The organism is Pseudomonas sp. YQ_6, assembly GCF_043103245.1.
Lineage (GTDB): Bacteria > Pseudomonadota > Gammaproteobacteria > Pseudomonadales > Pseudomonadaceae > Aquipseudomonas > Aquipseudomonas alloputida.
In genome coordinates, this window is sequence record NZ_JBICJR010000026.1 from 290,859 (window position 1) to 315,084 (window position 24,226).

General features: G+C 63.5%; 21 protein-coding genes. 6 read left to right on the top strand and 15 right to left on the bottom strand.

The window, feature by feature from the left end; genetic code table 11:
* Position 1: 1 nt before the first annotated feature.
* The 4 genes from mutL to ACF8FG_RS07615 are packed head-to-tail and all read right to left on the bottom strand — an operon-like array spanning position 2 to position 4,663.
* The gene (gene mutL / locus ACF8FG_RS07600; RefSeq protein WP_019437572.1) at positions 2-1,900 is read right to left on the bottom strand and encodes a DNA mismatch repair endonuclease MutL; all 1,899 of its coding nucleotides are present in this window, start codon (positions 1,898-1,900) and stop codon (positions 2-4) included.
* On the bottom strand, positions 1,900-3,330 hold the full coding sequence (locus ACF8FG_RS07605) for an N-acetylmuramoyl-L-alanine amidase (RefSeq protein ID WP_014592596.1): 1,431 nt from the start codon (positions 3,328-3,330) through the stop codon (positions 1,900-1,902). Before ACF8FG_RS07605 ends, mutL begins: the two co-directional genes overlap by 1 nt.
* An 11-nt stretch (positions 3,331-3,341) precedes the next feature.
* Positions 3,342-3,815, bottom strand: coding sequence for a tRNA (adenosine(37)-N6)-threonylcarbamoyltransferase complex ATPase subunit type 1 TsaE (tsaE, locus tag ACF8FG_RS07610; RefSeq protein WP_003249523.1), 474 nt, complete (start codon positions 3,813-3,815; stop codon positions 3,342-3,344).
* Positions 3,803-4,663, bottom strand: coding sequence for an NAD(P)H-hydrate dehydratase (locus ACF8FG_RS07615; protein WP_014592597.1), 861 nt, complete (start codon positions 4,661-4,663; stop codon positions 3,803-3,805). The genes tsaE and ACF8FG_RS07615 overlap by 13 nt, the downstream gene beginning before the upstream one ends.
* A gap of 65 nt (positions 4,664-4,728) precedes the next feature.
* On the opposite strand from ACF8FG_RS07615, the gene queG reads away from it, so the two are divergent.
* Complete coding sequence (gene queG / locus ACF8FG_RS07620; protein ID WP_014592598.1) at positions 4,729-5,793, top strand: tRNA epoxyqueuosine(34) reductase QueG; 1,065 nt, start codon at positions 4,729-4,731, stop codon at positions 5,791-5,793.
* A 140-nt stretch (positions 5,794-5,933) separates the two neighbouring features.
* On the opposite strand, the gene ACF8FG_RS07625 is transcribed toward queG, so the two are convergent.
* Complete coding sequence (locus ACF8FG_RS07625) at positions 5,934-6,545, bottom strand: trimeric intracellular cation channel family protein (RefSeq protein ID WP_003249516.1); 612 nt, start codon at positions 6,543-6,545, stop codon at positions 5,934-5,936.
* A 91-nt stretch (positions 6,546-6,636) separates the two neighbouring features.
* On the bottom strand, positions 6,637-7,179 hold the full coding sequence (gene orn / locus ACF8FG_RS07630) for an oligoribonuclease (protein WP_003249514.1): 543 nt from the start codon (positions 7,177-7,179) through the stop codon (positions 6,637-6,639).
* 152 nt (positions 7,180-7,331) lie between these two features.
* On the opposite strand from orn, the gene rsgA reads away from it, so the two are divergent.
* The gene (gene rsgA, locus ACF8FG_RS07635; protein ID WP_014592599.1) at positions 7,332-8,363 is read left to right on the top strand and encodes a small ribosomal subunit biogenesis GTPase RsgA; all 1,032 of its coding nucleotides are present in this window, start codon (positions 7,332-7,334) and stop codon (positions 8,361-8,363) included.
* Positions 8,364-8,536: 173 nt separating this feature from the next.
* Here rsgA and motB read toward each other — a convergent pair whose 3' ends face one another.
* Entirely contained in the window at positions 8,537-9,577 is a 1,041-nt protein-coding gene (gene motB / locus ACF8FG_RS07640; RefSeq protein ID WP_014592600.1) for a flagellar motor protein MotB, read from the bottom strand.
* A 3-nt stretch (positions 9,578-9,580) separates the two neighbouring features.
* Positions 9,581-10,432: a flagellar motor stator protein MotA gene (gene motA, locus ACF8FG_RS07645; protein ID WP_003249507.1), complete on the bottom strand. Its 852-nt coding sequence runs from the start codon at positions 10,430-10,432 to the stop codon at positions 9,581-9,583.
* A gap of 130 nt (positions 10,433-10,562) precedes the next feature.
* On the opposite strand from motA, the gene ACF8FG_RS07650 reads away from it, so the two are divergent.
* From ACF8FG_RS07650 to asd, 3 genes are read left to right on the top strand one after another with little or no spacing between them, the layout of a single operon-like run.
* Positions 10,563-12,098, top strand: coding sequence for an HDOD domain-containing protein (locus ACF8FG_RS07650; protein WP_014592601.1), 1,536 nt, complete (start codon positions 10,563-10,565; stop codon positions 12,096-12,098).
* A 44-nt stretch (positions 12,099-12,142) separates the two neighbouring features.
* Positions 12,143-12,952 (top strand): rhodanese-like domain-containing protein, encoded by an 810-nt coding sequence (locus ACF8FG_RS07655; protein WP_053868173.1) that lies wholly within the window; start codon positions 12,143-12,145, stop codon positions 12,950-12,952.
* A gap of 9 nt (positions 12,953-12,961) precedes the next feature.
* A complete protein-coding gene (gene asd, locus ACF8FG_RS07660) occupies positions 12,962-13,825 on the top strand; it encodes an archaetidylserine decarboxylase (RefSeq protein WP_392518677.1) in 864 nt (287 codons plus the stop codon).
* A gap of 76 nt (positions 13,826-13,901) precedes the next feature.
* Here asd and serB read toward each other — a convergent pair whose 3' ends face one another.
* Entirely contained in the window at positions 13,902-15,116 is a 1,215-nt protein-coding gene (serB, locus tag ACF8FG_RS07665; RefSeq protein ID WP_019437570.1) for a phosphoserine phosphatase SerB, read from the bottom strand.
* Positions 15,117-15,250: 134 nt separating this feature from the next.
* Between serB and ACF8FG_RS07670 the strand changes: the two genes are divergently transcribed.
* Positions 15,251-16,708 carry an AhpA/YtjB family protein gene (locus ACF8FG_RS07670; protein WP_004576414.1) on the top strand — a complete coding sequence of 486 codons (1,458 nt, stop codon included), beginning with the start codon at positions 15,251-15,253 and terminating at the stop codon, positions 16,706-16,708.
* A gap of 262 nt (positions 16,709-16,970) precedes the next feature.
* On the opposite strand, the gene ACF8FG_RS07675 is transcribed toward ACF8FG_RS07670, so the two are convergent.
* The 6 genes from ACF8FG_RS07675 to ACF8FG_RS07700 all read right to left on the bottom strand — a co-directional run bounded on the left by ACF8FG_RS07675 (position 16,971) and on the right by ACF8FG_RS07700 (position 24,169).
* Complete coding sequence (locus ACF8FG_RS07675) at positions 16,971-17,681, bottom strand: membrane integrity-associated transporter subunit PqiC (protein ID WP_019437569.1); 711 nt, start codon at positions 17,679-17,681, stop codon at positions 16,971-16,973.
* A gap of 172 nt (positions 17,682-17,853) precedes the next feature.
* Complete coding sequence (gene parC, locus ACF8FG_RS07680; protein WP_014592603.1) at positions 17,854-20,112, bottom strand: DNA topoisomerase IV subunit A; 2,259 nt, start codon at positions 20,110-20,112, stop codon at positions 17,854-17,856.
* 10 nt (positions 20,113-20,122) lie between these two features.
* Positions 20,123-20,641, bottom strand: coding sequence for a TIGR02281 family clan AA aspartic protease (locus ACF8FG_RS07685; protein WP_010955495.1), 519 nt, complete (start codon positions 20,639-20,641; stop codon positions 20,123-20,125).
* Positions 20,638-21,624, bottom strand: a complete 987-nt coding sequence (locus tag ACF8FG_RS07690) for an esterase-like activity of phytase family protein (RefSeq protein ID WP_014592604.1) — start codon at positions 21,622-21,624, stop codon at positions 20,638-20,640. Before ACF8FG_RS07690 ends, ACF8FG_RS07685 begins: the two co-directional genes overlap by 4 nt.
* On the bottom strand, positions 21,621-23,525 hold the full coding sequence (gene parE, locus ACF8FG_RS07695; protein ID WP_003249486.1) for a DNA topoisomerase IV subunit B: 1,905 nt from the start codon (positions 23,523-23,525) through the stop codon (positions 21,621-21,623). Before parE ends, ACF8FG_RS07690 begins: the two co-directional genes overlap by 4 nt.
* 35 nt (positions 23,526-23,560) lie before the next feature.
* Positions 23,561-24,169: a YqiA/YcfP family alpha/beta fold hydrolase gene (locus tag ACF8FG_RS07700; protein WP_003249484.1), complete on the bottom strand. Its 609-nt coding sequence runs from the start codon at positions 24,167-24,169 to the stop codon at positions 23,561-23,563.
* Positions 24,170-24,226: the final 57 nt, after the last annotated feature.

A 24,226-nucleotide genomic window follows, 5' to 3' on the forward strand; every position in this document is an offset into this window, starting at 1 on the left:
TTCATCGACCGCGCAGGAAAAGTTTGTCCAGATCGTCCAGGCCCATCTGGGTCCAGGTGGGACGGCCATGGTTGCACTGGCCGCTGCGCTCGGTGTTTTCCATGTCGCGCAGCAGGGCGTTCATCTCGGGAATTGCCAGGCGCCGGTTGGCGCGCACGGCACCGTGGCAGGCCATGGTACCGAGCAGTTCATTGAGGTGCGCCTGAATGCGATCACTGGTGCCGTACTCCATAAGGTCGGCAAGCACGTCCTGCACCAGGCGGTTGGCTTCGGCCTGTTTGAGCAAGGCCGGGATCTGGCGAATCGCCAAGGTCTCGGGGCCCAGGCGCTGCAATTCGAAGCCCAGGCGCTGGAACCACTGTGAATGCTCTTCGGCACAGTCGGCTTCACGCTGGCTGAGGGCCAGGGTTTCCGGCACCAGCAGCGGCTGGCCGCTCAGGCCCTCGCTGGCCATGGCCACCTTGAGGCGCTCGTACATTATCCGCTCATGGGCGGCGTGCATGTCCACCAGCACCAGGCCAACAGCATTCTCGGCCAGTATGTAGATACCCTTGAGCTGCGCCAGGGCATAGCCTAGCGGGGGAATGTCCCCTTGGCTTTCGGGCAATGCCGTCGCAGGCGCCGCACCGGTTTCCAGCGGTTTGTAGAACTCGCGATACACCGCCTGCGCCTCTGCAGCCGGCAGCGGCTGCGAAGGGCGCGGAGTGTACTGATACTGGTAACCGGCGCCACTGCCACTGTTGGAAAACGACTGCTGTGGGGCTCGAGGTTGCTCAAGCACCGGCGAGGCCAGGCGCATTTCACCCTGGGGCCCGAACTCACCGGCCTGCTGGCCAGTGGGGCGAACCAGCTCAGGCACGGCAGCAGGTGCAGCCAACTGGTCTTCCGGGCGTACATCGGCCAAGGCACGGTGCAAGGTGCCATACAGGAAGTCGTGCACAGAGCGCCCTTCGCGGAATCGCACTTCATGCTTGGTAGGGTGCACGTTCACATCGACGCCGTTGGGCTCCAGCTCCAGGAACAGCACGAAAGTGGGGTGGCGGCCGTTGAACAGCACGTCCCGGTAGGCCTGACGCACGGCATGGGCGACCAGTTTGTCGCGCACTGCCCGGCCGTTGACGAAGAAGTACTGCAGGTCTGCCTGGCTGCGCGAGAACGTCGGCAAACCGACCCAGCCCCAAAGGCGCAAGCCGTTGCGCTCGACGTCGATCGGCAGCGCCTGCTCCATGAAGCCCGGGCCACAGATGGCGCCCACCCGCCGCGCACGGGCGGTTTCGTCGTGGGCCTCGTGCAGGCTGAGGATGCTCTTGCCGTTGTGGCGCAGGTGGAAGCCGACATCGAAACGGGCCAGCGCCAGCCGGCGGATCACTTCCTGCAAGTGATCGAACTCGGTTTTCTCGGCCTTTAGGAACTTGCGCCGGGCCGGGGTATTGAAGAACAAATCACGCACTTCCACCGAGGTACCGACCGGGTGCGCCGCGGGCTGCACCCGCGGCGTCATGTCGCGGCCTTCGGTTTCTACTTGCCATGCCTCGCTGGCACTGGCGGTACGCGAGGTCAGGGTCAGGCGCGCCACCGAACTGATCGAGGCCAAAGCCTCGCCACGGAAGCCCAGGCTCAATACCCCTTCAAGGTCTTCCAGCTCGCGGATCTTGCTGGTGGCGTGTCGGGCCAGGGCCAGCGGCAGGTCGTCGGCAGAAATACCGCTGCCATCGTCCCGCACCTTCAGCAGTTTGACGCCGCCCTGTTCTACTTCGACATCGATACGCCGGGCACCGGAGTCCAGGCTGTTTTCCAGCAGTTCCTTGGCTACAGATGCCGGCCGCTCTACAACCTCGCCGGCAGCAATCTGGTTGGCCAGCCGCGGGCTGAGCAGCTGAATTCGCGAACCACCACTCATTATTGCGCGGCCAGGGTTGTGGCGGGTACATCGAGGCGCTGGCCTACCTTCAGCTCATCGGTCTTCAGGCTGTTGGTACTGCGCAGGCTGGCCACACTGACCTGGTAACGCACGGCGAGCATCGCCAGGGTTTCACCAGGGCGCACGATGTGTTCACGCGGGCCGGCGGCAATCTTGCCGGTGTCACGCAGCCAGGCGATATAGGTGCCAGGTGGCGGGTTCTGCTGGAAGTACTGGTGCACCCCGGTGCGGATCGATCGGGCCAGGGCCTGCTGGTGGCTGGCGGTGGCCAGCTTGGCTGCTTCGTTGTTGTTCGAGATGAACCCGGTTTCAACGAGGATCGACGGAATATCCGGCGACTTCAGCACCATAAAACCGGCTTGTTCCACGCGCTGCTTGTGCAGCGAGGTGACGCGCCCCATGTTGCCCAATACCTTTTGCCCCACGTTGAGGCTGGAGCTGAGCGTGGCTGTCATCGACAGATCAAGCAGCACCCCAGCAAGCATGCGGTCCTTGTCGTCGAGGCTGACGTTACCCGCACCACCGATCAGGTCAGAACGGTTTTCCGTGTCGGCCAGCCAGCGTGCAGTCTCGGAGGTGGCACCACGATCGGACAGGGCGAACACCGAGGCGCCAAAGGCTGCGCGCGACGGTGCCGCGTCGGCGTGAATCGAAATGAACAGGTCGGCGCCTTTCTTGCGGGCGATTTCCGTACGCTTGCGCAGCGGGATGAAGTAATCGCCGGTGCGGGTCAGCTCTGCACGGAAACCTTTTTCGCTGTTGATCTGACGCTGCAGTTCCTTGGCGATCTGCAACACGATGTCTTTTTCGTGCTGGCCACGCGAGCCGGAAGCGCCAGGGTCTTCGCCGCCGTGCCCGGCATCGATGGCAACCACGATGTCGCGCTTGCCACTGGGTACCGGTGGTAGCTTGATCGCCGGCTGGGCCGGCGTTACTGGCACCGCCGGCGTAGTCGCAGGCGTTTGTACCGGGGCCGGTGCAGGCGGCGGCGCGCTGGCCGCGATAGCGTCAGCTTCCTGGTCATACAGGTCGACGACCAAGCGGTTGCCGTACTGTGCATTGGGCGCCAGGGTGAAGCTTTTCGGGGTAACCGACTTTTTCAGGTCGACCACAACCCGAAGATCGGTCGGAGTACGCTGGGCCGAACGCACACTGCTTATCGGCGTGTTGGAGGTGGCCACATTCAGTGGCGCGGCCAGTGTTGCACCATTGATGTCGATGACCAGTCGATCGGGTGCGCTCAGGGTGAAGACACTGTGCTGCACGGGGCCAGACAGGTCGAAGACCAGCCGCGTGTTGTCCGGTGCGCGCCACAGGCGCATGCTCTTGACTTGAGTGACGGCCAGAGCCTCAACGGTCACCGTTGTCAGCAGCAGCCCAACGATGGCGACCAGTGCGCGTATGCGCATACCTACCCCACTTACTGTTTATAGTGTTCGGCCAGTGCCACGCACCAGGCCTCGCCGCGAGCCCCCTGCGGCGAAAGGTTCAGCGAGCGTCCACTCGCTTGGGGGCTTATGGTAATGGTCAGGTCAGGCTTTGGCAAAACGCCCGCACCCTTTTGTGGCCATTCGAACAGGCACAGCGGGTCCCCCTCGAAATAGTCACGAATGCCCATGAACTCAAGCTCCTCCGGGTCGACCAGGCGATACAGGTCGAAGTGAAAGGCTCGGACCTCGCCAATTTCATAGGGTTCGACCACGGTGAACGTCGGGCTTTTCACAGCACCAGTATGGCCCAGACCGCGGATCAGGCCACGCGACAGGGTAGTTTTACCCGCGCCCAGGTCGCCCTCGAGGAAAATCACGCCGCGACCGCCGGTCACCTCGGCCAGTGCTGCACCGAATTTGACCGTGGCCTCTTCATCGGCCAGAAACAGATTTAAGCCAGACACGCAGAATGCTCCTCCAACAACTCACGAATGGCCGGCGCCAGATCACTGGCCGCCAGGCCTCTACCTTTTTTCCCAAGGCGCTCGCCGGCACAGGCGTGCAGCCACACCCCCAGACAGCCCGCGCCCCAGGCATCCAGGCCTTGGGCCAACAGGGCTGCCAGCACGCCAGTCAGCACATCGCCCAGGCCGGCGCCGGCCATCGCCGGGTGCCCGCGCTCGCACAACGCCAGCTGCCCGCTCGGGGCTGCCACCAGTGTGCCGGCACCTTTGAGTACACAGACGCTGTTATAACGGCGCGCCAGCTTTCGCGCGGCACCAGGACGGTCGGCCTGCACGGCCTCGGTGGCAATGCCCAGCAGCCGCGCCGCCTCCCCCGGGTGCGGAGTAAGGATGCTGCCACTGGGCAGGGCCAGCGGGGTGCGCGCCAGCAAATTCAAGGCATCGGCATCCCACACTTGCGGCCGCTCGGCGTTGGCCACCGCCGACAGCAGGCTGCGGCCCCACGCCGCCTGCCCCAGGCCGGGCCCGACCACCAGTACCGAGGCGCGCTCCAGCACGCCCATCAGCTGGTTGGCCGAACGGACACCCAGGCACATGACCTCGGGCAGGCGCGCCAGGCTGGCCGACACGTGCTCGGGCCGGGTTGCCACGCTGACCAGCCCGGCGCCGCAACGCAGGGCGGCTTCGGCGCTGAGCAATACAGCGCCTCCGGTACCAAGATCGCCACCGACCACCAGTACGTGGCCAAAGTCGCCTTTGTGGGCATGCGCATGCCGTGCCGGCAGGCGGGCAACCGTCACGCTGCTGAGCAATTGTGGGGCATTACTAGGGTGTTTGGTCTGCGGCATGGGGTCAAAGGCTCCAATGTCTGGCAGAATTATACGCACCTGAGCCCGTATTGCCTTGCCCATCCATGTCCGCCTCTGCACCTGACCTCGCCCAACTGGCCCAATCGATCAAGATTTGGGGCCAGGAACTCGGTTTTGCCCATGTTGGCATCGCCGGGGTCGACCTTGGCGAACACGAACACCACCTGCAGCGTTGGCTCGACGCCGGTTATCAGGGTGAAATGGAATACCTGGGCGCCCACGGCAGCAAAAGGTCACACCCCGACCAGCTGATCCCCGGCACGGTACGCGTGGTCTCGCTACGTATGGACTACCTGCCCGGCGACACGCAGATGGCGCAGCGCCTGGCCCAGCCGGAGAAGGCCTACGTGTCGCGCTACGCGCTTGGCCGGGACTACCACAAGCTGGTGCGCAAGCGCGTGCAATTCCTTGCCGACCGCATTCAGGAGGCCATCGGCCCGTTCGGCTACCGCGCCTTTGTAGACAGCGCCCCGGTACTTGAAAAAGCCTTGGCCGAACAGGCCGGGCTGGGCTGGATCGGCAAGAACACGCTGTTGCTCAACCGCAAGGCGGGTAGCTACTTCTTCCTTGCCGAACTGTTCGTCGACCTGCCGCTGCCGGTGGACGAAGCCACCACCAGCGAGCACTGCGGGCGTTGTCAGGCCTGCCTGGACATCTGCCCGACACAGGCGTTTGTGGGGCCCTATGTGCTGGATGCGCGGCGCTGTATCTCGTACCTGACCATCGAGCTAAGGGGCGCGATCCCTGTCGAGTTACGCGCAAAGATGGGCAACCGAGTGTTCGGTTGCGACGACTGCCAGATCGTCTGCCCCTGGAACCGTTTTGCCAAGCACAGCCAGGAGCAGGACTTCCAGCCACGGCACGGGCTGGAAAATACCGACCTGGCGGCGATGTTCCTGTGGGATGAACGCACCTTCCTGCGCAAGACCGAGGGCGGGCCTTTGCGGCGGGCGGGGTACGAGCGGTTCTTGCGCAACCTGGCGGTGGGGTTGGGCAATGCGCCCTCCACGATTCCCGTGATCGAGGCGCTGAAGGCCAGGCGTGACGATGAATCGGAATTGGTGCGTGAGCATGTGGAGTGGGCGCTGGCCCGACACGGAGCTCAATAGCGACCAGCCTCAGAGCATACGCCATCCTTGTGGGAGCGGGCGCGCCCGCGAAGCAGGCAACACAGGGAATGGCACCGGCTTCGCCGGTGTTCGCGGGCACGCCCGCTCCCACATGGGCCATGTTGCGCTTGTAAATCGCGTCACTGCTGGTCGTTGTAGTGGAACTTGGGCATTTCCCAGTGGAAGCGTATCGCCAATAGACGTACCAGGAAGCCGCCAAACAGAGTCAGCAACATCGCCTGCTCCGCCGGCACCTTGAAATACACGCATCCCAGATAGAACCAGGCCGCGGCAAATGACACGCTGGCATACAGCTCACGGCGGAACACCAGCGGGATGTCGTTGCAGAAGATATCCCGCAGGATCCCGCCAAACACCCCGGTGATCACCCCGCTGATCGACGCCACCAGCATGCCCTGCCCCATCTCCAGCGCCGTCATGCAACCTATCAAGGTAAACGCCACCAGCCCCAGGGCATCGAGCACCAGGAACAGCGAGCGAAGGCGGCGCATCATCGGCGCGATGAAAATGGTCAGCAGCGCCGCAAAACTGGTCAGCACCAGGTACTCAGGGTGCTTCACCCAGGTCAGGGGATAGTGCCCGAGCAGTACATCACGCACCGAACCGCCCCCAAGCGCAGTGACGCAGGCGATCAGCACCACGCCAAACCAGTCCATGCCGCGACGCCCGGCAGACAGCGCGCCAGTCATGGCTTCGGCGGTAATGGCGATAAGGTAGAGCATCAACAACATGGTGCGGGTCCGTGCAGGAAAGGCGCGCAGTCTAACCAGTTGCCCAAGGCACCAAAAGGGGGCGCAGATACAATATCTGCGCCATTTCGACTCACAGCTTGATGAAGTGCTCGCGATAGTGACGCAGTTCGGCGATCGATTCGCGGATATCGTCCAGCGCCAGGTGGGTATTGCCCTTCTTGAAGCTGTCACGCACGTCCGGCGCCCAGCGCGCGGCCAGTTCCTTGAGGGTGGAGACATCCAGGTTGCGGTAGTGGAAGTAGTTTTCCAGGTTGCGCATGTGGCGGTAGAGGAAACGACGATCCTGGCAGATGCTGTTGCCGCAGATCGGCGACTTGCCTTTAGGCACCCACTGCTCGAGGAAGGCGATGGTCTGTGCCTCGGCTTCAGCCATGCTGACCTTGCTCTCGCGTACGCGCTGGGTCAGCCCCGAAGCACCATGGGTGCGGGTGTTCCACTCGTCCATGCGCGCCAGCACTTCGTCACTGTGGTGGATGGCGATCACCGGCCCTTCGGCCAAGGTATTGAGCTCGCTGTCGGTGACGATGGTGGCCATTTCGATGATGACATCGCTGTCCGGATCCAGGCCGGTCATTTCCAGGTCGATCCAGATCAGGTTCTGTGGGTTTTGCATGCAGGGGCTCCTCATATAGGCGGTCATATTAGCCTAGTGGCCAAGGCACGCCCATTCACGGCACAAAGGTGAGCAGAATAGTCCAGCGGCGGGCGTGCTAAACTGCCTGCCGTTTTCAATGCCCCACGCCGGGCCTCTCTTACGGTACCTTCATGGCCAAACGCCAGCTCAATCGCCGCCAAAACTGGCGGATCGAAAAAATCCAGGGCGAGCGCGCCGCTCGCGCGGCCAAACGCGAGCAGCATGCACTGCAGGAACTGGAAGGTGGCGACCTGGGGCCGGAACAACTGGGCCTGGTGATCGCGCACTTCGGCGTGCAGGTAGAAGTTGAAGCTCAGGATGGCGAAACCGCAGGCCAGGTGTTCCGCTGCCATTTGCGCGCCAACTTGCCAGCACTGGTCACCGGTGACCGTGTCGTGTGGCGTGCGGGTAACCAGGGCATCGGCGTGATCGTGGCGCAGATGCCGCGCAGCACCGAGCTGTGCCGGCCGAACAACCATGGTCAACTCAAGCCGGTGGCAGCCAACGTCGACCTGATCGTGATCGTGTTCGCCCCGGCGCCGGAGCCGCACCCGAACCTGATCGACCGCTATCTGGTAGCGGCCGAGCACGCCGGCCTGCGCCCGCTGCTGCTGTTGAACAAGGCCGACCTGATCAACGACGAGAACGGCCCCGGCCTGCATGCGCTGCTGGAGGTCTACCGCGAACTGGGCTACCCGCTGCTGGAAGTATCGGCTCACCAGGGCGACGGCATGCAGCGCCTGCAGCAGCAACTCGACGGCCATATCAGCGTGTTCGTCGGCCAGTCGGGGGTGGGCAAGTCGTCGCTGGTCAACAGCCTGCTGCCAGACGCCGGCACCCGCGTCGGCGACTTGTCGGAATGGTCAGGCCAGGGTACCCACACCACCACCACGGCGCGGCTGTACCACTTCCCCAACGGCGGCGACCTGATCGACTCGCCGGGTATCCGCGAGTTCGGCCTTGGCCATGTCAGCCGCGACGACGTGGAGGATGGCTTCATCGAGTTCCGCGACCTGTTCGGCACCTGCCGCTTCCGCGACTGCAAGCATGACCGCGAACCGGGCTGCGCGCTGCTCAAGGCACTGGAAGAGGGGCGCATCAAGCCGCAGCGCATGAACAGCTACCGCTCGATCATCGCCAGCCTGGCAGAAGACAGCTACTGAAACGCTCGAAATGAAAGTTGCCGCGATCCCTTGTAGGAGCGGCTTTAGCCGCGAACACCGGCAACGCCGGTGCCATTCACCGCACTGGAGGCTTCGCGGGTAAACCCGCTCCTACAGTGATCGCGCCAGCGTTCAGGTGTTGGGTAGCACAGTTGCCCGCACCAAAAAGCCGCTTACTGCTCCTTGGCTTCATCCATCTTCAGCGTGCCATCTTCAAAGATGTTCAGCTTCTGGCGCAGCTCGCGCGGTTGCATCGGTGGCTGTTCAGTTGCCCCTGGGTCAGCCGGTGCCGAAGCCCCTGGCGCAGCACCACTGGCTGGCGCTGCAGGTGCAGTTGGCGCAGCTGGCGGCGTTTCCGGCGCCCCTTGCTCACCTTCGATATTGCGCTGGGCTTTCTTGGTCAGCACGATGATGTCGATACGGCGGTTGACCGGGTTGAACGGGTCCTTGCGGTCGAATAGTGACGACGAGGCGTACCCCACCACCCGTGCCACCTGGCCATCCGGGTAACCACCCGCCACCAGGGCACGCCGCGCGGCGTTGGCGCGGTTGGCCGACAGCTCCCAGTTACCGTATTCGCCAGTGCCAGCATACGGCTTGGCATCGGTATGGCCGCTGATGCTGATCTTGTTCGGCACCGCCTTGATGGTGTCAGCCATGGCCAGCAGGATATCTTCGAAGTAAGGCTGCAGGCGCGCGCTACCGATGTCGAACATCGGCCGGTTCTCGGCATCCATGATCTGGATGCGCAGGCCGTCCTGGGTGATCTCGAACAGGATCTGGTCCTTGAACTTCTGCAGCTGTGGGTTCTCTTCCACCTTGTTCTGCAGTTCCTGCAGCAAAAGCTCCAGACGCTCGCGCTCGACCTGCTCGGCCATGGTCTCGACCTGGTCCTTGCTCAGCTGAGTGGGCGACTGCTGCGTCGGCTCGGTCTTCACTTCCGGATTGATGGTTTTGTCCGGCGCCATCTCCGGTGACCCCCCCAGGTCGATGACATAAGGCGTGCCACTCTCGGAGAAACCAATAGGGTCCTGGAAGTAGCCGGCAATGGCGATCTTCTGCTCAGGCGTGGCCGTGGACAACAGCCACAGCACCAGGAAGAACGCCATCATCGCCGTGGCGAAGTCGGCAAAGGCGATTTTCCAGGCGCCACCATGGTGGCCGCCGCCAAAGCGCTTGACGCGCTTGACGATGATGGGCTGATTGTTCTCCATGACTCAGCGACCGCGAACCGCTTGTTCCAGTTCGGCGAAGCTTGGGCGGTGCTTGGGGTACAGCACCTTGCGCCCGAACTCGACCGCCAGCGAAGGTGGCATGCCCGACGCCGAGGCCACCAGCGAAGCCTTGATCGATTCGTAGAGGTTCAATTCTTCCTTGGCATCGTGCTCCAGGCACTTGGCCAAAGGGCCGAAGAAACCGTAAGCCGCCAGAATACCGAAGAAGGTACCCACCAGCGCCGCACCTACGTGCATGCCGATGGCCGCCTGATCGCCATCGCCCAGCGAGGCCATGGTCACCACGATACCCAGTACCGCCGCAACGATACCGAAGCCGGGCATACCGTCGGCGATGCCGGTCACCGCGTGGGACGGGTGCTCCAGCTCTTCCTTCATGCTCAGCAGTTCCATGTCGAACAGGCCCTCGAGCTCGTGCGGGGCCATGTTGCCGGTGGACATGATGCGCAGGTAATCGCAGACGAACGCGGTCATGCGCTCATCGGCCAGTACCGTCGGGTACTTGGCGAAGATCGGGCTGGCAGCGGCGTCCTCGATGTCGGCCTCGATGGCCATCATGCCTTCGCGACGGCTCTTGTTGAGGATTTCGTAAACGAGGCCCAGCACCTCCAGGTAGAAGGCATGGCTGAAGCGCGAGCCGAACATCTTCATCGACTTCTTGATGACGTGCATGGTCATGTGGCCAGGGTTGGCCTGCAGGAATGCACCAAAGGCCGCACCGCCGATGATCAGTACTTCGAACGGCTGGATCAGCGCTGCGATCTTGCCGTGGGAGAGCACGTAGCCGCCGAGCACGCTCGCGAATACGACGATGATGCCGATAATTTTAGCCATAGGTTCAAAGCACTTGCTGTCGTGGTCAGGGGAAGAGACGGGAGCTTTAAAACTCTTCTTCTACTTATCGGCAGAACTGCGCCAGACTATAGCCACTCAATGCGAAAAGCCAGTTCGGACTGATGTCAAAATGCCAATTGAAACCAAGGTGCCCACTCAGGCCCCGCGTACGCTAGAGGCCTGGGTAAAGCTGCTCGAGAGTGTTCGCATCCCCGTGCCGAAGCACAGCTACGACCGGGTCATGGCTGCCATCCACGATAGCCGCCGCTCGCTGCGCGACATCGCCGAACTGATGCAGGATAGCCCGGCACTGGTGCTGTCAGTGATGCGCGAAGCCAATCACCCCACCAATGCCAGCCTCGCCGAACCCGCCGAAAGCCTGGAGGTCGCTCTCAACCGCCTGGGCCTGGAGCGCAGCGAGCAGCTTCTCAAACGCCTGCCGGCGCTGCCCGTGGAGGAAATTCCGCCGGTACTGTGCCAGTTCCAGATGATCAGCCAGCATGCGGCACAGCAGGCCAGCGGCCTGTTCGCCAGCCGCCTGGCACGGCTGTGGCAAGAGATTCACTGGGGCAGCCTGCTGTTCCTGTCGCCGCTCTGGCCACTGGCACTGGCCTACCCCAAGCTGCTCGACACTTGGGAGCTGCGGGTTATCCACAAAGGTGAAGACGCCGCCCACGTCGAGGAAGAACTGTTTGGCGTGCGCATCATGGCGCTGTGCCAGACCATGGCCGAGTATTGGCGCCTGCCCCAGTGGGTCACCCAGGGTTATCGCCTGCTGCTGGAAGAGCGCGAGCAACTGGCCCTGGTGCTGAATATCGCCCGCGACGAAGACTTGCTCAGCCAGCAACACCGCCTGGACGCCGAGCCCGGCCTGCGGCGCTGGTTCAACCAGCCGGCCAATACCGTACTGCTGGCCAACAACCTGGCCCTGGCGGCACAGGTCGGCTGGGACAACCCGCACCTGCTGCGCTGGCAACTGCTGACCGCGCTGTACCTGCAAACCTCGCTGGAAGACGTGCAGCAGCAGGTGCACCAGCAGGCTGCCGCCAGCGCCCGCCGCCACGCCAGGCACGCCCTGTTCCACCCGGCCGAGGCCTTGATCTGGCCGTGGCACCAACGCCGCCCTCACCCGGACATGCTGGCCCCGCCACCGCCCAGCAGCGACGACCTGGCACGCTGGCGCACGCTGTGCCAGCACCTGCTGGCCCAACCCAGCCCGTTCACCAACGCCGTGCACCTGGCCACTCAGGCCCAAGAAGCCCTGCTGGCCTGTGGCATGCAACGCATCATGCTGCTTAGCCTGGACAAAGCCAGCGACTACCTGCGCGTGCAGCAAATTGCCGGCCTGCCCAAGGAGGCCGGTGCTCTGGCCCTGCAGGTATCGCAGAACAAGTTGCTGCAAAAGCTGCTGAGTCAGGCCGGGCAGCTGCGCATCACACCGGAAAACCACAGCCAGTTCTCGGCGCTGTTGCCCGCCCCGCTGCGCACCTTGTTCCGCAGCGAACATGTACTGCTTCGCTCGCTGGCTGCGAACGACCAGGTGCTGATGCTGCTGGTGGCCGACCAGGGCTGCCGGCCTTTGGCCGATATCAGCGTGCAAGCCTTCGGCAAGACCGCGCAATGCATCGAGCGGGCCTTGTCGGTGTTTACCAACCGCAAGGGTTGAGCCTTGCGCTACAATCGCCCCTCTTTCCACACTGGAGACCGTGGATGACCGACTTTTCCGGCCTGCCCCTGGTGATCGAAGCTGCAGACCTGCTGCCACGCCTGGATTCGCCGCAGCTGATCCTGGTCGACCTGAGCAGCGCCAACCGCTATGTCAGCGGGCATATCCCCGGCGCGCGCTTCGTCGAAGGCAAGCGCACCCAGCTCGGCCAGCCCCCGGCGCCCGGCCTGCTGCCAGCCCTGGGCGAGCTCGAAAAATTGTTCAGCGAACTCGGCCACCGCGCCGATGCCGTGTATGTGGTGTACGACGATGAAGGCGGCGGCTGGGCCGGGCGCTTCATCTGGCTGCTCGATGTCATCGGCCACAAGCGCTACCACTACCTCAATGGCGGTATCCAGGCCTGGCCGGCAGACAAACTATCCACCGAAGTGCCTGCCAGTGGCAACGCCCCGGTCCGTCTGCACATCGACGCCGCACCCACAGCCACCCGCGAGTACCTGCAAAGCCGCCTGGGCGCCGATGACCTGGTCATCTGGGACGCGCGCGGCCCGCAGGAATTCAGCGGCGAAAAAGTGCTGGCAGCCAAAGGCGGCCACATCCCCGGCGCGATCAACTTCGAGTGGACCGCCGGCATGGACCTCAACGACCACCTGCGCATTCGCCAGGACATCAAACAAGTCCTCGAGCAACTGGGCATCACCCCTGACAAAGAGGTGATCACCCACTGCCAGACCCACCGCCGCTCCGGTTTCACTTACCTGGTGGCAAAGGCCCTCGGCTACCCACGCGTCAAGGCCTACGCCGGCTCGTGGAGCGAATGGGGCAACCACCCGGACACGCCTGTAGAAGTCTAAGGAACCTGCATGAAATCCCGTCTGTTCATCATCATCCAGTACCTGCTGCCGCACCACCTGCTGTCGCGGCTGGCCGGCTGCATCGCCGAGTGCCGCGTGCGCTGGTTCAAGAACGCCTTCACCGCATGGTTCGCCAAGCGCTACCAGGTCAACATGAGCGAGGCGCTGGTCGAAGACCTGAGTGCTTACGAGCACTTCAATGCGTTCTTCACCCGCGCCCTGAAACCTGGCGCCCGTCCGCTGGACGAAACCCCGGGCGCCATCCTGTGCCCGGCCGACGGTGCGGTCAGCCAGCTCGGCCCGATCGAGCACGGCCGTATCTTCCAGGCCAAAGGCCACGGTTTCAGCGCGCAAGAGCTGCTGGGCGGTGATCCGGCCATGGCCGCGCCGCTCATGGGCGGCGAGTTTGCCACCATCTACCTGTCGCCCAAGGACTACCACCGCGTGCACATGCCGCTGGCCGGCACCCTGCGCGAAATGGTCTATGTGCCGGGCCGCCTGTTCTCGGTCAACCAGACCACCGCAGAGAATGTCCCCGAGCTGTTCGCTCGCAACGAGCGCGTGGTCTGCCTGTTCGATACAGAGCGTGGGCCAATGGCTGTGGTACTGGTCGGCGCGATGATCGTCGCCTCGATCGAAACGGTCTGGGCCGGGCTGGTCACGCCGCCCAAACGTGAGCTGAAGACCTTCCGTTACGACGAAGCCAGCCGCACGCCGATCCACCTGGAGAAAGGTGCCGAACTAGGCCGCTTCAAGCTGGGTTCGACCGCCATCGTGCTGTTCGGGCCGGAGCAGGTGAAGTGGGCTGAGAGCCTGGGTGCGGGCTCTGCAGTGCGCATGGGGCAGCAGCTGGCGGCGCCTGTGCAGGCTTGATTCGAGCCATATGAAAAAGGCCCTGCATATGCAGGGCCTTTTTCGTTGGGCCGCCCTGCGGCCCCGGATTCACGGATCAGCCGCGGGCGTCGCGATCACGCAGGCCCAGCAGATACAGCACCCCGTCCAGCCCCAAGGTGGAAATCGCCTGCTTGGCCGACTGGCGCACCAGCGGCTTGGCACGAAACGCTACGCCCAACCCGGCCAGCGACAGCATCGGCAGGTCATTGGCGCCATCGCCCACGGCGATGGTCTGCTCCAGTTGCAAGCCTTCGTCACTGGCCAGCTTCTTCAACAAATCGGCCTTGCGCTGGGCATCGACAATCGGCTCAACAGCCACGCCGGTCACCTTGCCATCGACCACTTCAAGTTCGTTGGCGAATACATAGTCGATACCCAGGCGCGCCTGCACCTGACGAGCGAAGTAGGTAAAGCCACCGGACAGAATCGCGGTTTTGTATCCCAGGCGCTTGAGCTCGGCAAACAGGTTCTCGGCACCCTCGGTCAGGCGCAGCGATGCCCCGATCTCGTCCAGCACCCCCACATCCAGGCCCTTGAGCAGCGCCATGCGCTCTTTGAAGCTGGCGCGGAAGTCCAGTTCACCGCGCATGGCGCGCTCGGTGATCGCCGCCACCTGCTCACCCACACCCGCCGCCTTGGCCAGTTCGTCGATGACTTCGGCCTCGATCAGCGTGGAGTCCATGTCGAACACCGCCAGGCGGCGGTTGCGGCGGAACAGATCGTCCTTCTGGAAGGCGATGTCGACGCTCAGCTCTTCAGCCAGGGCAAAGAAGTCGGCACGCAGGGCCTGGGCATCGCTCGGCACGCCACGCACGGAGATCTCGACGGCTGCCTTGCCCTTGTCGATTTCAGCATCCAGTGCCACCCGGGCCGACAGGCGCTCGATACGCTCGATGGTCAGGCCGTACTGGCTGATCACCGCACTCACCCGCTGCAGCTGCTCGGGAGTGATCTTGCGGCTGAGCAGGGTAACGATGTGTCGCGCTTCGCCATGCCCATCGGCCCAATGCTGGTAGTCCGCCTCGGAAATTGGCGTGTAACGGGCCTGCAGGTTCAGTTCGTGGGCTTTGGCCTGCACGCTTTGCAACAGCGCGGTAGCCACTTCGTTGTCCGGGATGTCGACCAGGATGCCAAACGACAAGGTGCCGTGCATGACCGCCAGGCCGATGTCGAGGATACTCACACCGCCCTGCAGCAGGACGCCGGTGATAGCCGCAGTGAGACCGGGACGGTCCTCACCGGTGATGTTGATCAGGACGATTTCGCGCACAACCTGGCTCCGACTTCGATGAAAAATGCGCATTCTACCGATTTTCCATGACCATCGGGCGCCAACGATACTTTGCCGACAAAACCCGGCTCGCTATACTCCCCCCACTTTCATGCCATTAAGAGCCGAGCTCTGTGAACCGGCCCACGCCAGTCAAACCAGACAATTTCTTCCTGATGATCTATCGCGCCCTGAGTCAACGTCGCGTGCCGCTGGCACTGCGCATCGCCTGCACCAACATTTTCCTGGTGGCGCTGGCGCTGGTGATCTACGCCTGCGTGATGGGCCTGCAGTTCAAGCAGGCCATGCATGAGCAGGCCGATGCCTTGGGCCAGAGCCTGACCACCCAGACGGCCACATCGGCAACCGAGCTGCTGGTGTCCAATGACATCCTCAGCCTCAACGTGCTACTGGGCAACCTGGTTAAAAACCCGCTGGTGGCCCATGCGGCAATCTACAGCGTGGATAACCGCATCCTCGCCGAAGCCGGCCAGCGCCCGCGCAACAGCCTGCTGGGCGAGGCCGAAGGCCTGTACCAGACCAAAATCACGTTCCAGGACGTGACGGCCGGGCAGCTGCGCATAAGCCTGGACATGAGCCAGTTCCAGCAACCGATGCTGATCAGCCTGCAGAGCATGGGCATTCTGGCCGCTATCCTGCTGGCCCTGGCCTTGGCCCTCAGCTTGCGTCAGGGCCGCTTCATCACCCTGCCACTGCTGCAGCTGCGGGTATGGCTGCGCGACCCGCAGCCCTATACCCCGGCCACCGACCGCCAGGACGAAATTGGCGACATCGCCCGCCAGCTGCATGCACGCCTGGCCCCGCCTCCGCCCCCGGAGCCGGAGCCTGAGGAAGAAGACGACGAGCAGTTCGACGACCTGCCCGCCGCTGCCCCGGCACCCAAGGCCGTACCGCGCGCCAAGGCTGCCCTGGAAGACGAGGATGACGACGAGGCCTTCGCCGGCCTGTTGGACGACGACACTGCACCCAAGGCCGCCGCAGAGGTCGAGTCCGACGAGCCGCAGTACAGCGCCGTACTTGCCGTGCAGCTGGGCTCGCAGGAGCAACTGCGTCGCCTGCCACGCACACGCCTGGCCGAGCTGACCGAGCGCTACCGCGATTGCCTGGAGCACGCAGCCTCGCTCTACGACGGTGAAACCCACACGCTGAACGACGGCAGCACCTTGGTGCTGTTCCACAGCCGCGAGTGTGGCGAGGACTACCTGACCAACGCCATTTGCTGTGGCGAACTGTTGCGCGCCCTGGGCCACGCCCTGCAGATTGAGGTAGCTGACAGCGGCATTACCCTGCAACTGCAGCTAGGCCTGGTCTTGGGCAACGACCTGCATGGGCTGGAACTGGTTGACCTGCTGATGGCCGAGAAGGTCCAGGATGCCCTGGCACTGTCGCAGCACAGCCGTAACCTGTTGCTGGTGGAGCGGCAGATCAACGATGACGCCCTGATTCGCCAGCGTGCACGTATTCGCCCGATCGCCAGCCCCGAAGGCGCCTGCTGTGTGGAGCGACTGATGGAGCCCTACCCGTCAATGCTGGAACGGCAACTGGCGCGCATGCATGAGCACCGCGCCTGACAGGCATACGCTGCATCTACAGCGCATGTCTTGTGCCAGGCTGGTTTCCTTGCGACCACCTGCCTGGCGCAAGATGCAGCCAATAGCGCCCCCCGGTAGGAGCGGGTTTACCCGCGAATACGGTGGCGGCGGCAACGGTGAACGGCAGGTAGAAATTGGCCAGCAGGGCCGGCCTCTTCGCGGGTAAACCCGCTCCTACGGAGACCGGCAGATACAAAAAAGCCCGCAGCGAATGCGGGCTTTGTCGTATCTGGCCATTTGATCAGAACCGATAAACTTCCATATCGGTGCGAATCGGCGAGGCCATCGGGATTTTGGGTTTCTCCGGCCCCTTCTTCACCTGCGTCGGTGCAGCGGGCTTTTTCGGTGCCTCTTCGGCAATCGCCGGCTGGTTGGCCAGCGGCTTCACCGCTGTGCTCAGCTGTTCGGCCAGCTTCTGCAGCAGTTGGCCCTGAGCCTGTACCTGCGACGACTCACTGCCCTCGTGCTGCTGCTCGAGGTGGATGATACGGTTGTCACGCACATGGCCACGGCGGTCAAGCAGACGCCACTGGGCATCCAGGATGGCCGGCTGGTTCTTGCCCGAGTCCAGGCGTGTAATCGACAACAGCACTTGCACGTCCGGGCTGAAGCCTGCAGTCGCCGGGGCCAGTACTACGCGTTGGCTGTCCAGACGCCAAGCCAGTTGACGCACCAGCAGCTGGTCGATATCCGATGAAAGGCTGCCAGCCCAACGACCGTCGGTCGCCGCGCTCAGGCTGCCATCAGGTTGACGCTGCAGGAATGTCTCACGCTGAAGGTAATCGGCCACCGATACCGGGCCGAGCACCACGGCCATGCCCGCACTCTGCGACGGCTGGCCAGGATCACCACTGTCGAGCTGATACAGGGCAACCGGCTGATGCATGGTGCACCCGCCAAGGCCCAGCAGGCCAGTCATCAACAGCGCAAATGGAAGGCGCAGAAATTTCATCATCCCATCCAGGCGGCTGCCACAAGGCACACCGCAGTGATACATGTAGATTCAAACGGGCACACGGCAACGCCGGCACCGCAAGGGGCATATCATCCGCGAAATAACCGTCCGACTCCAGCATTTCTGCCCGAAACGGCGTTGAAATTGCCGTTCCAGACATTACAACCGGTTATGTCGGCACTTCCACCTGCAACCCATCGACGCGCTGGAACCCGCGTGGCAGCTTGCTGCCGCGTCGACCGCGCTCGCCCTTGTAGTGCTCCAGGTCGTCCGCCTTCAAAGACAGGGTACGCTTGCCGGCCTGCAATACAAGGGTCGCGCCTTCGGGAATCACGGCCAGATCGGTAACAAATTCTTCACGGCTGGCCACCCGGTCACCCGGCACGCCAATGATCTTGTTGCCCTTGCCTTTACCCAGCTGCGGCAAGTCGCTGACCTTGAACACCAGCAGGCGGCCTTCGGTGGTCACCGCCGCCAACCAGTCCTGCTCGCGATCAGCCACTGGACGCGGGGTCATGACCTTGGCCCCGTTGGGCAAGCTGAGCAAGCCCTTGCCGGCCTTGTTCTTGGCCTGCAGGTCTTCACCCTTGACCACGAAGCCGTAACCGGCATCCGAAGCCACCACGTACAGCGCATCGTCGTCAGGCAACAACACACATTCGAAAGTCGCCCCCGGTGGCGGCGTCAGACGGCCAGTCAGCGGCTCGCCCTGGCCACGCGCCGATGGCAGGCTGTGGGCCGCCAGCGAGTAGCTGCGACCGGTGGAATCGATAAGCACGGCAAACTGGTTGGAACGCCCCGCAGCAGCAGCCTTGAAGCCGTCGCCGGCCTTGTAGGAAAGGCCAGTGGCGTCGATATCGTGGCCCTTGGCGCAGCGCACCCAGCCCTTCTCCGACAGCACCACGGTGACGGGCTCGGTCGGCATCAGCTCGTTTTCCGACAGCGCCTTGGCTTCGGCACGCGCTACGATCGGCGAGCGACGATCATCGCCATAGGTTTCGGCATCCTTGATCAGCTCGCTGCGCACCAGCTTGCGCAGTTTGGCCTCGCTCCCCAGCAAGGCCTGCAGCTTGGCTTGCTCTTTCAGCAACTCATCCTGCTCACCGCGGATCTTCATCTCTTCCAGGCGCGCCAACTGCCGCAGGCGGGTCTCGAGGATGTAGTCGGCCTGGATCTCGGTCAGCTCGAAACGTTCGATCAGGGCCTGCTTGGGGTATTCCTCAGTACGGATGATGTGGATCACTTCATCCAGGTTGAGGAATGCGGTGAGCAAACCGTCCAACAGGTGCAGACGCTTCTCGACCTTATCCAGACGGTGCTGCAGGCGGCGACGAACGGTATTGGTACGGAATTCCAGCCACTCCACCAATATGGTTCGCAGGTTTTTCAACTGCGGCCGGCCGTCCAGGCCGATGATATTCACGTTGACCCGATAGGTGCTTTCCAGGTCGGTGGTAGCGAACAGGTGCTGCATCAACTCGTCGACATCGACGCGGTTGGATCGCGGGATGATGACAATACGGCACGGGTTCTCGTGGTCCGACTCGTCGCGCAGGTCGGCGACCATCGGCAGCTTCTTGGCCTGCATCTGCGCGGCAATCTGCTCCAGCACTTTGGCCCCGGAGACCTGGTGCGGCAGCGCAGTGACGACGATGTCGCCATCCTCGACGCGGTACACGGCGCGCATGCGGATCGAGCCGCGGCCGCTTTCGTACATCTTGAGAATTTCAGCCCGCGGCGTGACGATCTCGGCCTCGGTCGGGTAATCCGGCCCCTGGATGTGCTCGCACAACTGCTCGACGGTTGCCTTGGGCTCATCGAGCAGTCGCACACAGGCACTGGCCACCTCTCGCAGGTTGTGCGGCGGCACGTCGGTGGCCATGCCCACGGCGATACCGGTGGTACCGTTGAGCAGGATGTTGGGCAGGCGCGCAGGCAGCACGGCTGGCTCCTGCAACGTGCCATCGAAGTTCGGCACCCAGTCCACGGTGCCCTGGCCGACTTCGCTGAGCAGCACTTCAGCGTAGCGCGACAGCCGCGCCTCGGTGTAGCGCATGGCGGCGAACGACTTCGGATCATCCGGCGCACCCCAGTTGCCCTGGCCATCGACCAAGGTGTAGCGGTAGCTGAACGGCTGCGCCATCAGCACCATGGCCTCGTAGCAGGCCGAATCGCCATGGGGATGGAACTTGCCGAGCACGTCACCGACGGTACGTGCCGACTTCTTGTGCTTGGCATCGGCATCGAGCCCCAACTCGCTCATGGCGTAGACGATGCGTCGCTGCACCGGCTTCAGGCCGTCGCCGATGTGCGGCAGGGCACGGTCCATGATCACGTACATGGAGTAGTTGAGGTAGGCCTGTTCGGTGAAGTCAGCCAGCGAGCGGCGTTCTACGCCGTCCAGGCTGAGTTCCAGTGAGTCGCTCATGCGGGCCTCGTCATTTCAGGTTCTGGCGCAGCAGCATGGTGCCACCGCGCTGGGTAAATTCAAGTTGTTGCAGGGCACTCATACCCAGCAGTACGGTGGACCCATCCAGGCCCGGCACCACGATGGCGCGCACGTTCTGCAGGCGGATATCGCCCAGTTGCAGGCTGGTCAGGCGCGTGCGGTAGCCTTCGGTGCGGCCGTTGGCGGTGCTCAGTAGCACCGGGCTACCGCGCTCCAGGCTCAGTTCATGAGCCAACGCCTCCGGGATCGCCACGTCGGTGGCGCCGGTGTCGAGCATGAAATGCACCACCTGGCCGTTGATGGCACCATCCACCACGAAGTGGCCCTGGCCATTACTCAGCAGGCGCACTTCGATAAAGCCTTGACCATGCTCGGATTGCACCTGGCGGTTGGGGTTACGCTGGCTGTCTTCCCACTGGCCGAAAAAGCGCGTGGCAAGAAACAGCGCCGCCGCCCAGGCGACGATCATCAGTAACTTGCCCGCGCGCTTGCCCGGCGCCTGGCTCATGGTTTGGCGCTCCAGCCGCCTTCCGGTGCGTCGAAGCGCCAGACGACCGGGCGGGTTTCACCGTCGGCACGGGCGCCGTTGTTGTTGTCCAGGCCAATCCAGGCGCCCTTGGCATCGATCACCAGTGCTTCAGCCAGGCCAAACGGCTGCGCGTAGCGCCGTGACTCGACCAGCGCATCTGCAGCGAACGACCAGCAACGCTCAACCTTGCCACTGTCGACATCACGTCGGCACACCCGGTAGGCGTTACGTTCGAGGGTAAATAGCTTGCCCTCGAACCAGGCCAGGTCAGCGAAGTCGCGCGACAGTGCCCTGGCATTGGGCATCTGTGCGGGTTGCATTTCGACCCCCGCCTCGCTCAGCAGCACGCAACCACGCCCGCAGGTCCAGACCGACTGCTGGCGCTCGATGGCCACCAGGCCACGGCGCTCACGCTCGGCAGCCAGCCACAGGCGGTCACCCGCCGGGTTGATCGCCAGGCCTTCGAACAGGGCATTGAAGTTCAGCAGCATGCCGCTTGCCCGGGCCTGGCGCACCATGGCCGAGTCGATCCTCAACCAGTCCGGCTCGCCTTCCAGCGGCAATTGCAGCACCGCGGCATGCGCCTCGCTGACCAGATAGAGGTTACCCGCCTGATCACAGGTGATACCTTCGAAATCCAGCTCGCCACCGCGAATGTACGATGCCGCCCAGTTGCGCGACTTCAACCCCCATGGCAGGCCGCTTTCAGGGACAGCCGGCGGGGTGAAGGTAAGCGGCTGCGCGCGCCAGGTCGGGCTCTGCTGATCGAAGCGGTAGATACGGTCGTCGTCACGGTCGGACACGCCCCACAACCCGCCCCGGCATTCCACCAGGCCCGACAGGTTGCCACCGCGCATACCGTCGATCGGGTGCTCGGCTGTCATCTTCAGCTCTGGCCAGTTGCCCGCCAGACAAGGCAGGGCAACCAGCGTCAGGCAAACGGCAAGTACTTGCCGAATCAAACCATGACCTCGGCCAGGTTACCCTTGGTTTCCAGCCAACTCTTGCGGTCACCGGCGCGCTTCTTGGCCAGCAGCTTGTCCATCAGCTCGCAGGTGGCTTCTACGTCGTCCAGGGTCAGCTGCACCAGGCGCCGGGTGTTCGGGTCCATGGTGGTTTCGCGCAACTGCGGCGGGTTCATCTCGCCCAGGCCTTTGAAGCGTGTTACCTGCGGCTTGCCGCGTTTCTTCTCGGCCACCAGGCGGTCGAGGATGCCGTCACGCTCGGCTTCGTCGAGGGCGTAGTAGATTTCCTTGCCCAGGTCGATGCGGTACAGGGGCGGCATGGCCACATAAACATGCCCAGCTTCGACCAGTGCCCGGAAGTGCTGAACAAACAGCGCACACAGCAGCGTGGCGATGTGCAGACCATCGGAGTCAGCGTCGGCGAGGATGCAAATCTTGCCATAGCGCAGCTGCGCAAGGTCGGTTGCCCCCGGATCGACGCCAATGGCCACGGCAATGTTGTGCACTTCCTGGCTGGCCAGGACTTCGCCACCGTCCACTTCCCAGGTGTTGAGGATCTTGCCGCGCAGCGGCAGGATGGCCTGGAATTCCTTGTCCCGCGCCTGCTTGGCCGAACCACCGGCCGAGTCACCCTCGACCAGGAACAACTCGGCACGCATCGGGTCCTGGCCCGCACAATCGGCCAGCTTGCCGGGCAATGCCGGGCCCTGGGTGATGCGCTTGCGCTCGACCTTCTTGCTGGCCTTGAGGCGGCGCCCGGCGTTGCTGATGGCCAGTTCTGCCAGTTGCATGCCCAGTTCGGGGTGGGCGTTGAGCCACAGGCTGAAAGCATCCTTGACAACACCGGAGACGAACGCGGCGGCCTCGCGTGATGACAGGCGCTCTTTGGTCTGCCCGGAGAACTGCGGGTCCTGCATCTTCATCGACAGTACGAAGGTGATGCGCTCCCAAACGTCTTCTGGTGCCAGCTTCACCCCGCGCGGCAGCAAGTTGCGGAACTCGCAGAACTCACGCATGGCATCCAGCAAGCCTTGGCGCAGGCCGTTGACGTGGGTGCCGCCCTGGGCGGTGGGGATCAGGTTGACGTAGCTTTCCTGAATGCTGTCGCCGCCTTCGGGCAGCCACAGCAAAGCCCAGTCAACCGCTTCCTTGTTACCCGCCAGGCTGCCACAGAACGGCTCGTCGGGCAGGCGCTGGAATTCGTTGACCGAGTCGACCAGGTAGGAGCGCAGGCCATCCTCGTAGTGCCATTCCACCTTTTCGCCGCTGGCCTTGTCCTCGAAGCTGACCAGCAGCCCCGGGCACAATACCGCCTTGGCCTTGAGCACGTGCTTGAGGCGGCTGATGGAAAACTTGGGCGAGTCGAAGTACTTCGGGTCGGGGCTGAAGTACACGCTGGTGCCGGTGTTGCGCTTGCCGACCGAGCCGACCACTTCCAGCTCGCTGGCCTTGAAGCCATCGGCAAAGGTCATCTGGTACTCATTGCCGTCACGCTTGACGCGCACACGCACCTGCGTCGACAGGGCGTTGACCACCGAGATACCCACCCCGTGCAGGCCGCCGGAAAACTGATAGTTCTTGTTGGAGAACTTGCCGCCGGCGTGCAGCTTGGTGAGAATCAGCTCGACCCCGGACACGCCCTCTTCCGGATGGATGTCCACCGGCATGCCGCGGCCGTCGTCGCTGACTTCTAGCGAGTGGTCGGCATGCAGGATGACCTGCACCGAACGCGCGTGGCCGGCCAGTGCTTCGTCGACACTGTTGTCGATGACTTCCTGGGCCAGGTGGTTGGGGCGGCTGGTATCGGTGTACATGCCCGGCCGCTTGCGGACCGGATCAAGGCCCGAGAGGACTTCGATGGCGTCTGCGTTATAGGCGCTAGCGCTGGGATTGGCCATAGGGTCTCGTCGTCAGTCTGGTGAATGCAAAAAAGTCAAAATACAGAAAAATCGAGCGCCGCATACTGCCCACGGGCAATGCCGGCGAAGGCCAGCAGTGCCGGCAGGCGCTCGGCGAAGCCCTGGAAGCTGTGATCGCCACCGGCCTGGATACGCAGGGCACAAGCACGGTAATAGCGCTCGGCATGTCGATAGTCCAGGGTTTCATCGGCGGTCTGCAGCCACACTTGATAGCGGTCGGCATCGGCCGGGGCCGCGACTTCCAGCTCGGCCAGGGCCTGCACGTGATCGTGGGTCAGCTCCCAGGTTTCACCGCTGTAATGGTTGCGCTGGGTGCCCAGGTAACCGTCGAAATGCTTGTGCGGGGTTACCGCCGGGTTGACCAGCAGGGCCTTGAGGCCATGGCGCTCAGCCAGATGGGTGGCATAGTAGCCGCCGAGCGAACTGCCCACCAGCAGTGGCGCCCCCAGTTCGGCGATGGCCGCTTCGAGCTGGACCATGGCTTGCCGTGGGTGGTGGTGCAGGGCCGGCACTCGCAGCTGGTCGGCCAGGCCGAGCTGCTGCATGACTGCCTCCAGCTGACGCGCCTTGGTCGAAAGCGGCGAGCTGTTGAAGCCATGGATATAGAGGATGGAACCCGACATGCTGCCCCCGGAATCTGTGGCTTCGCGCCTGATAATGCGGGCGCAGGGACGCGCAGT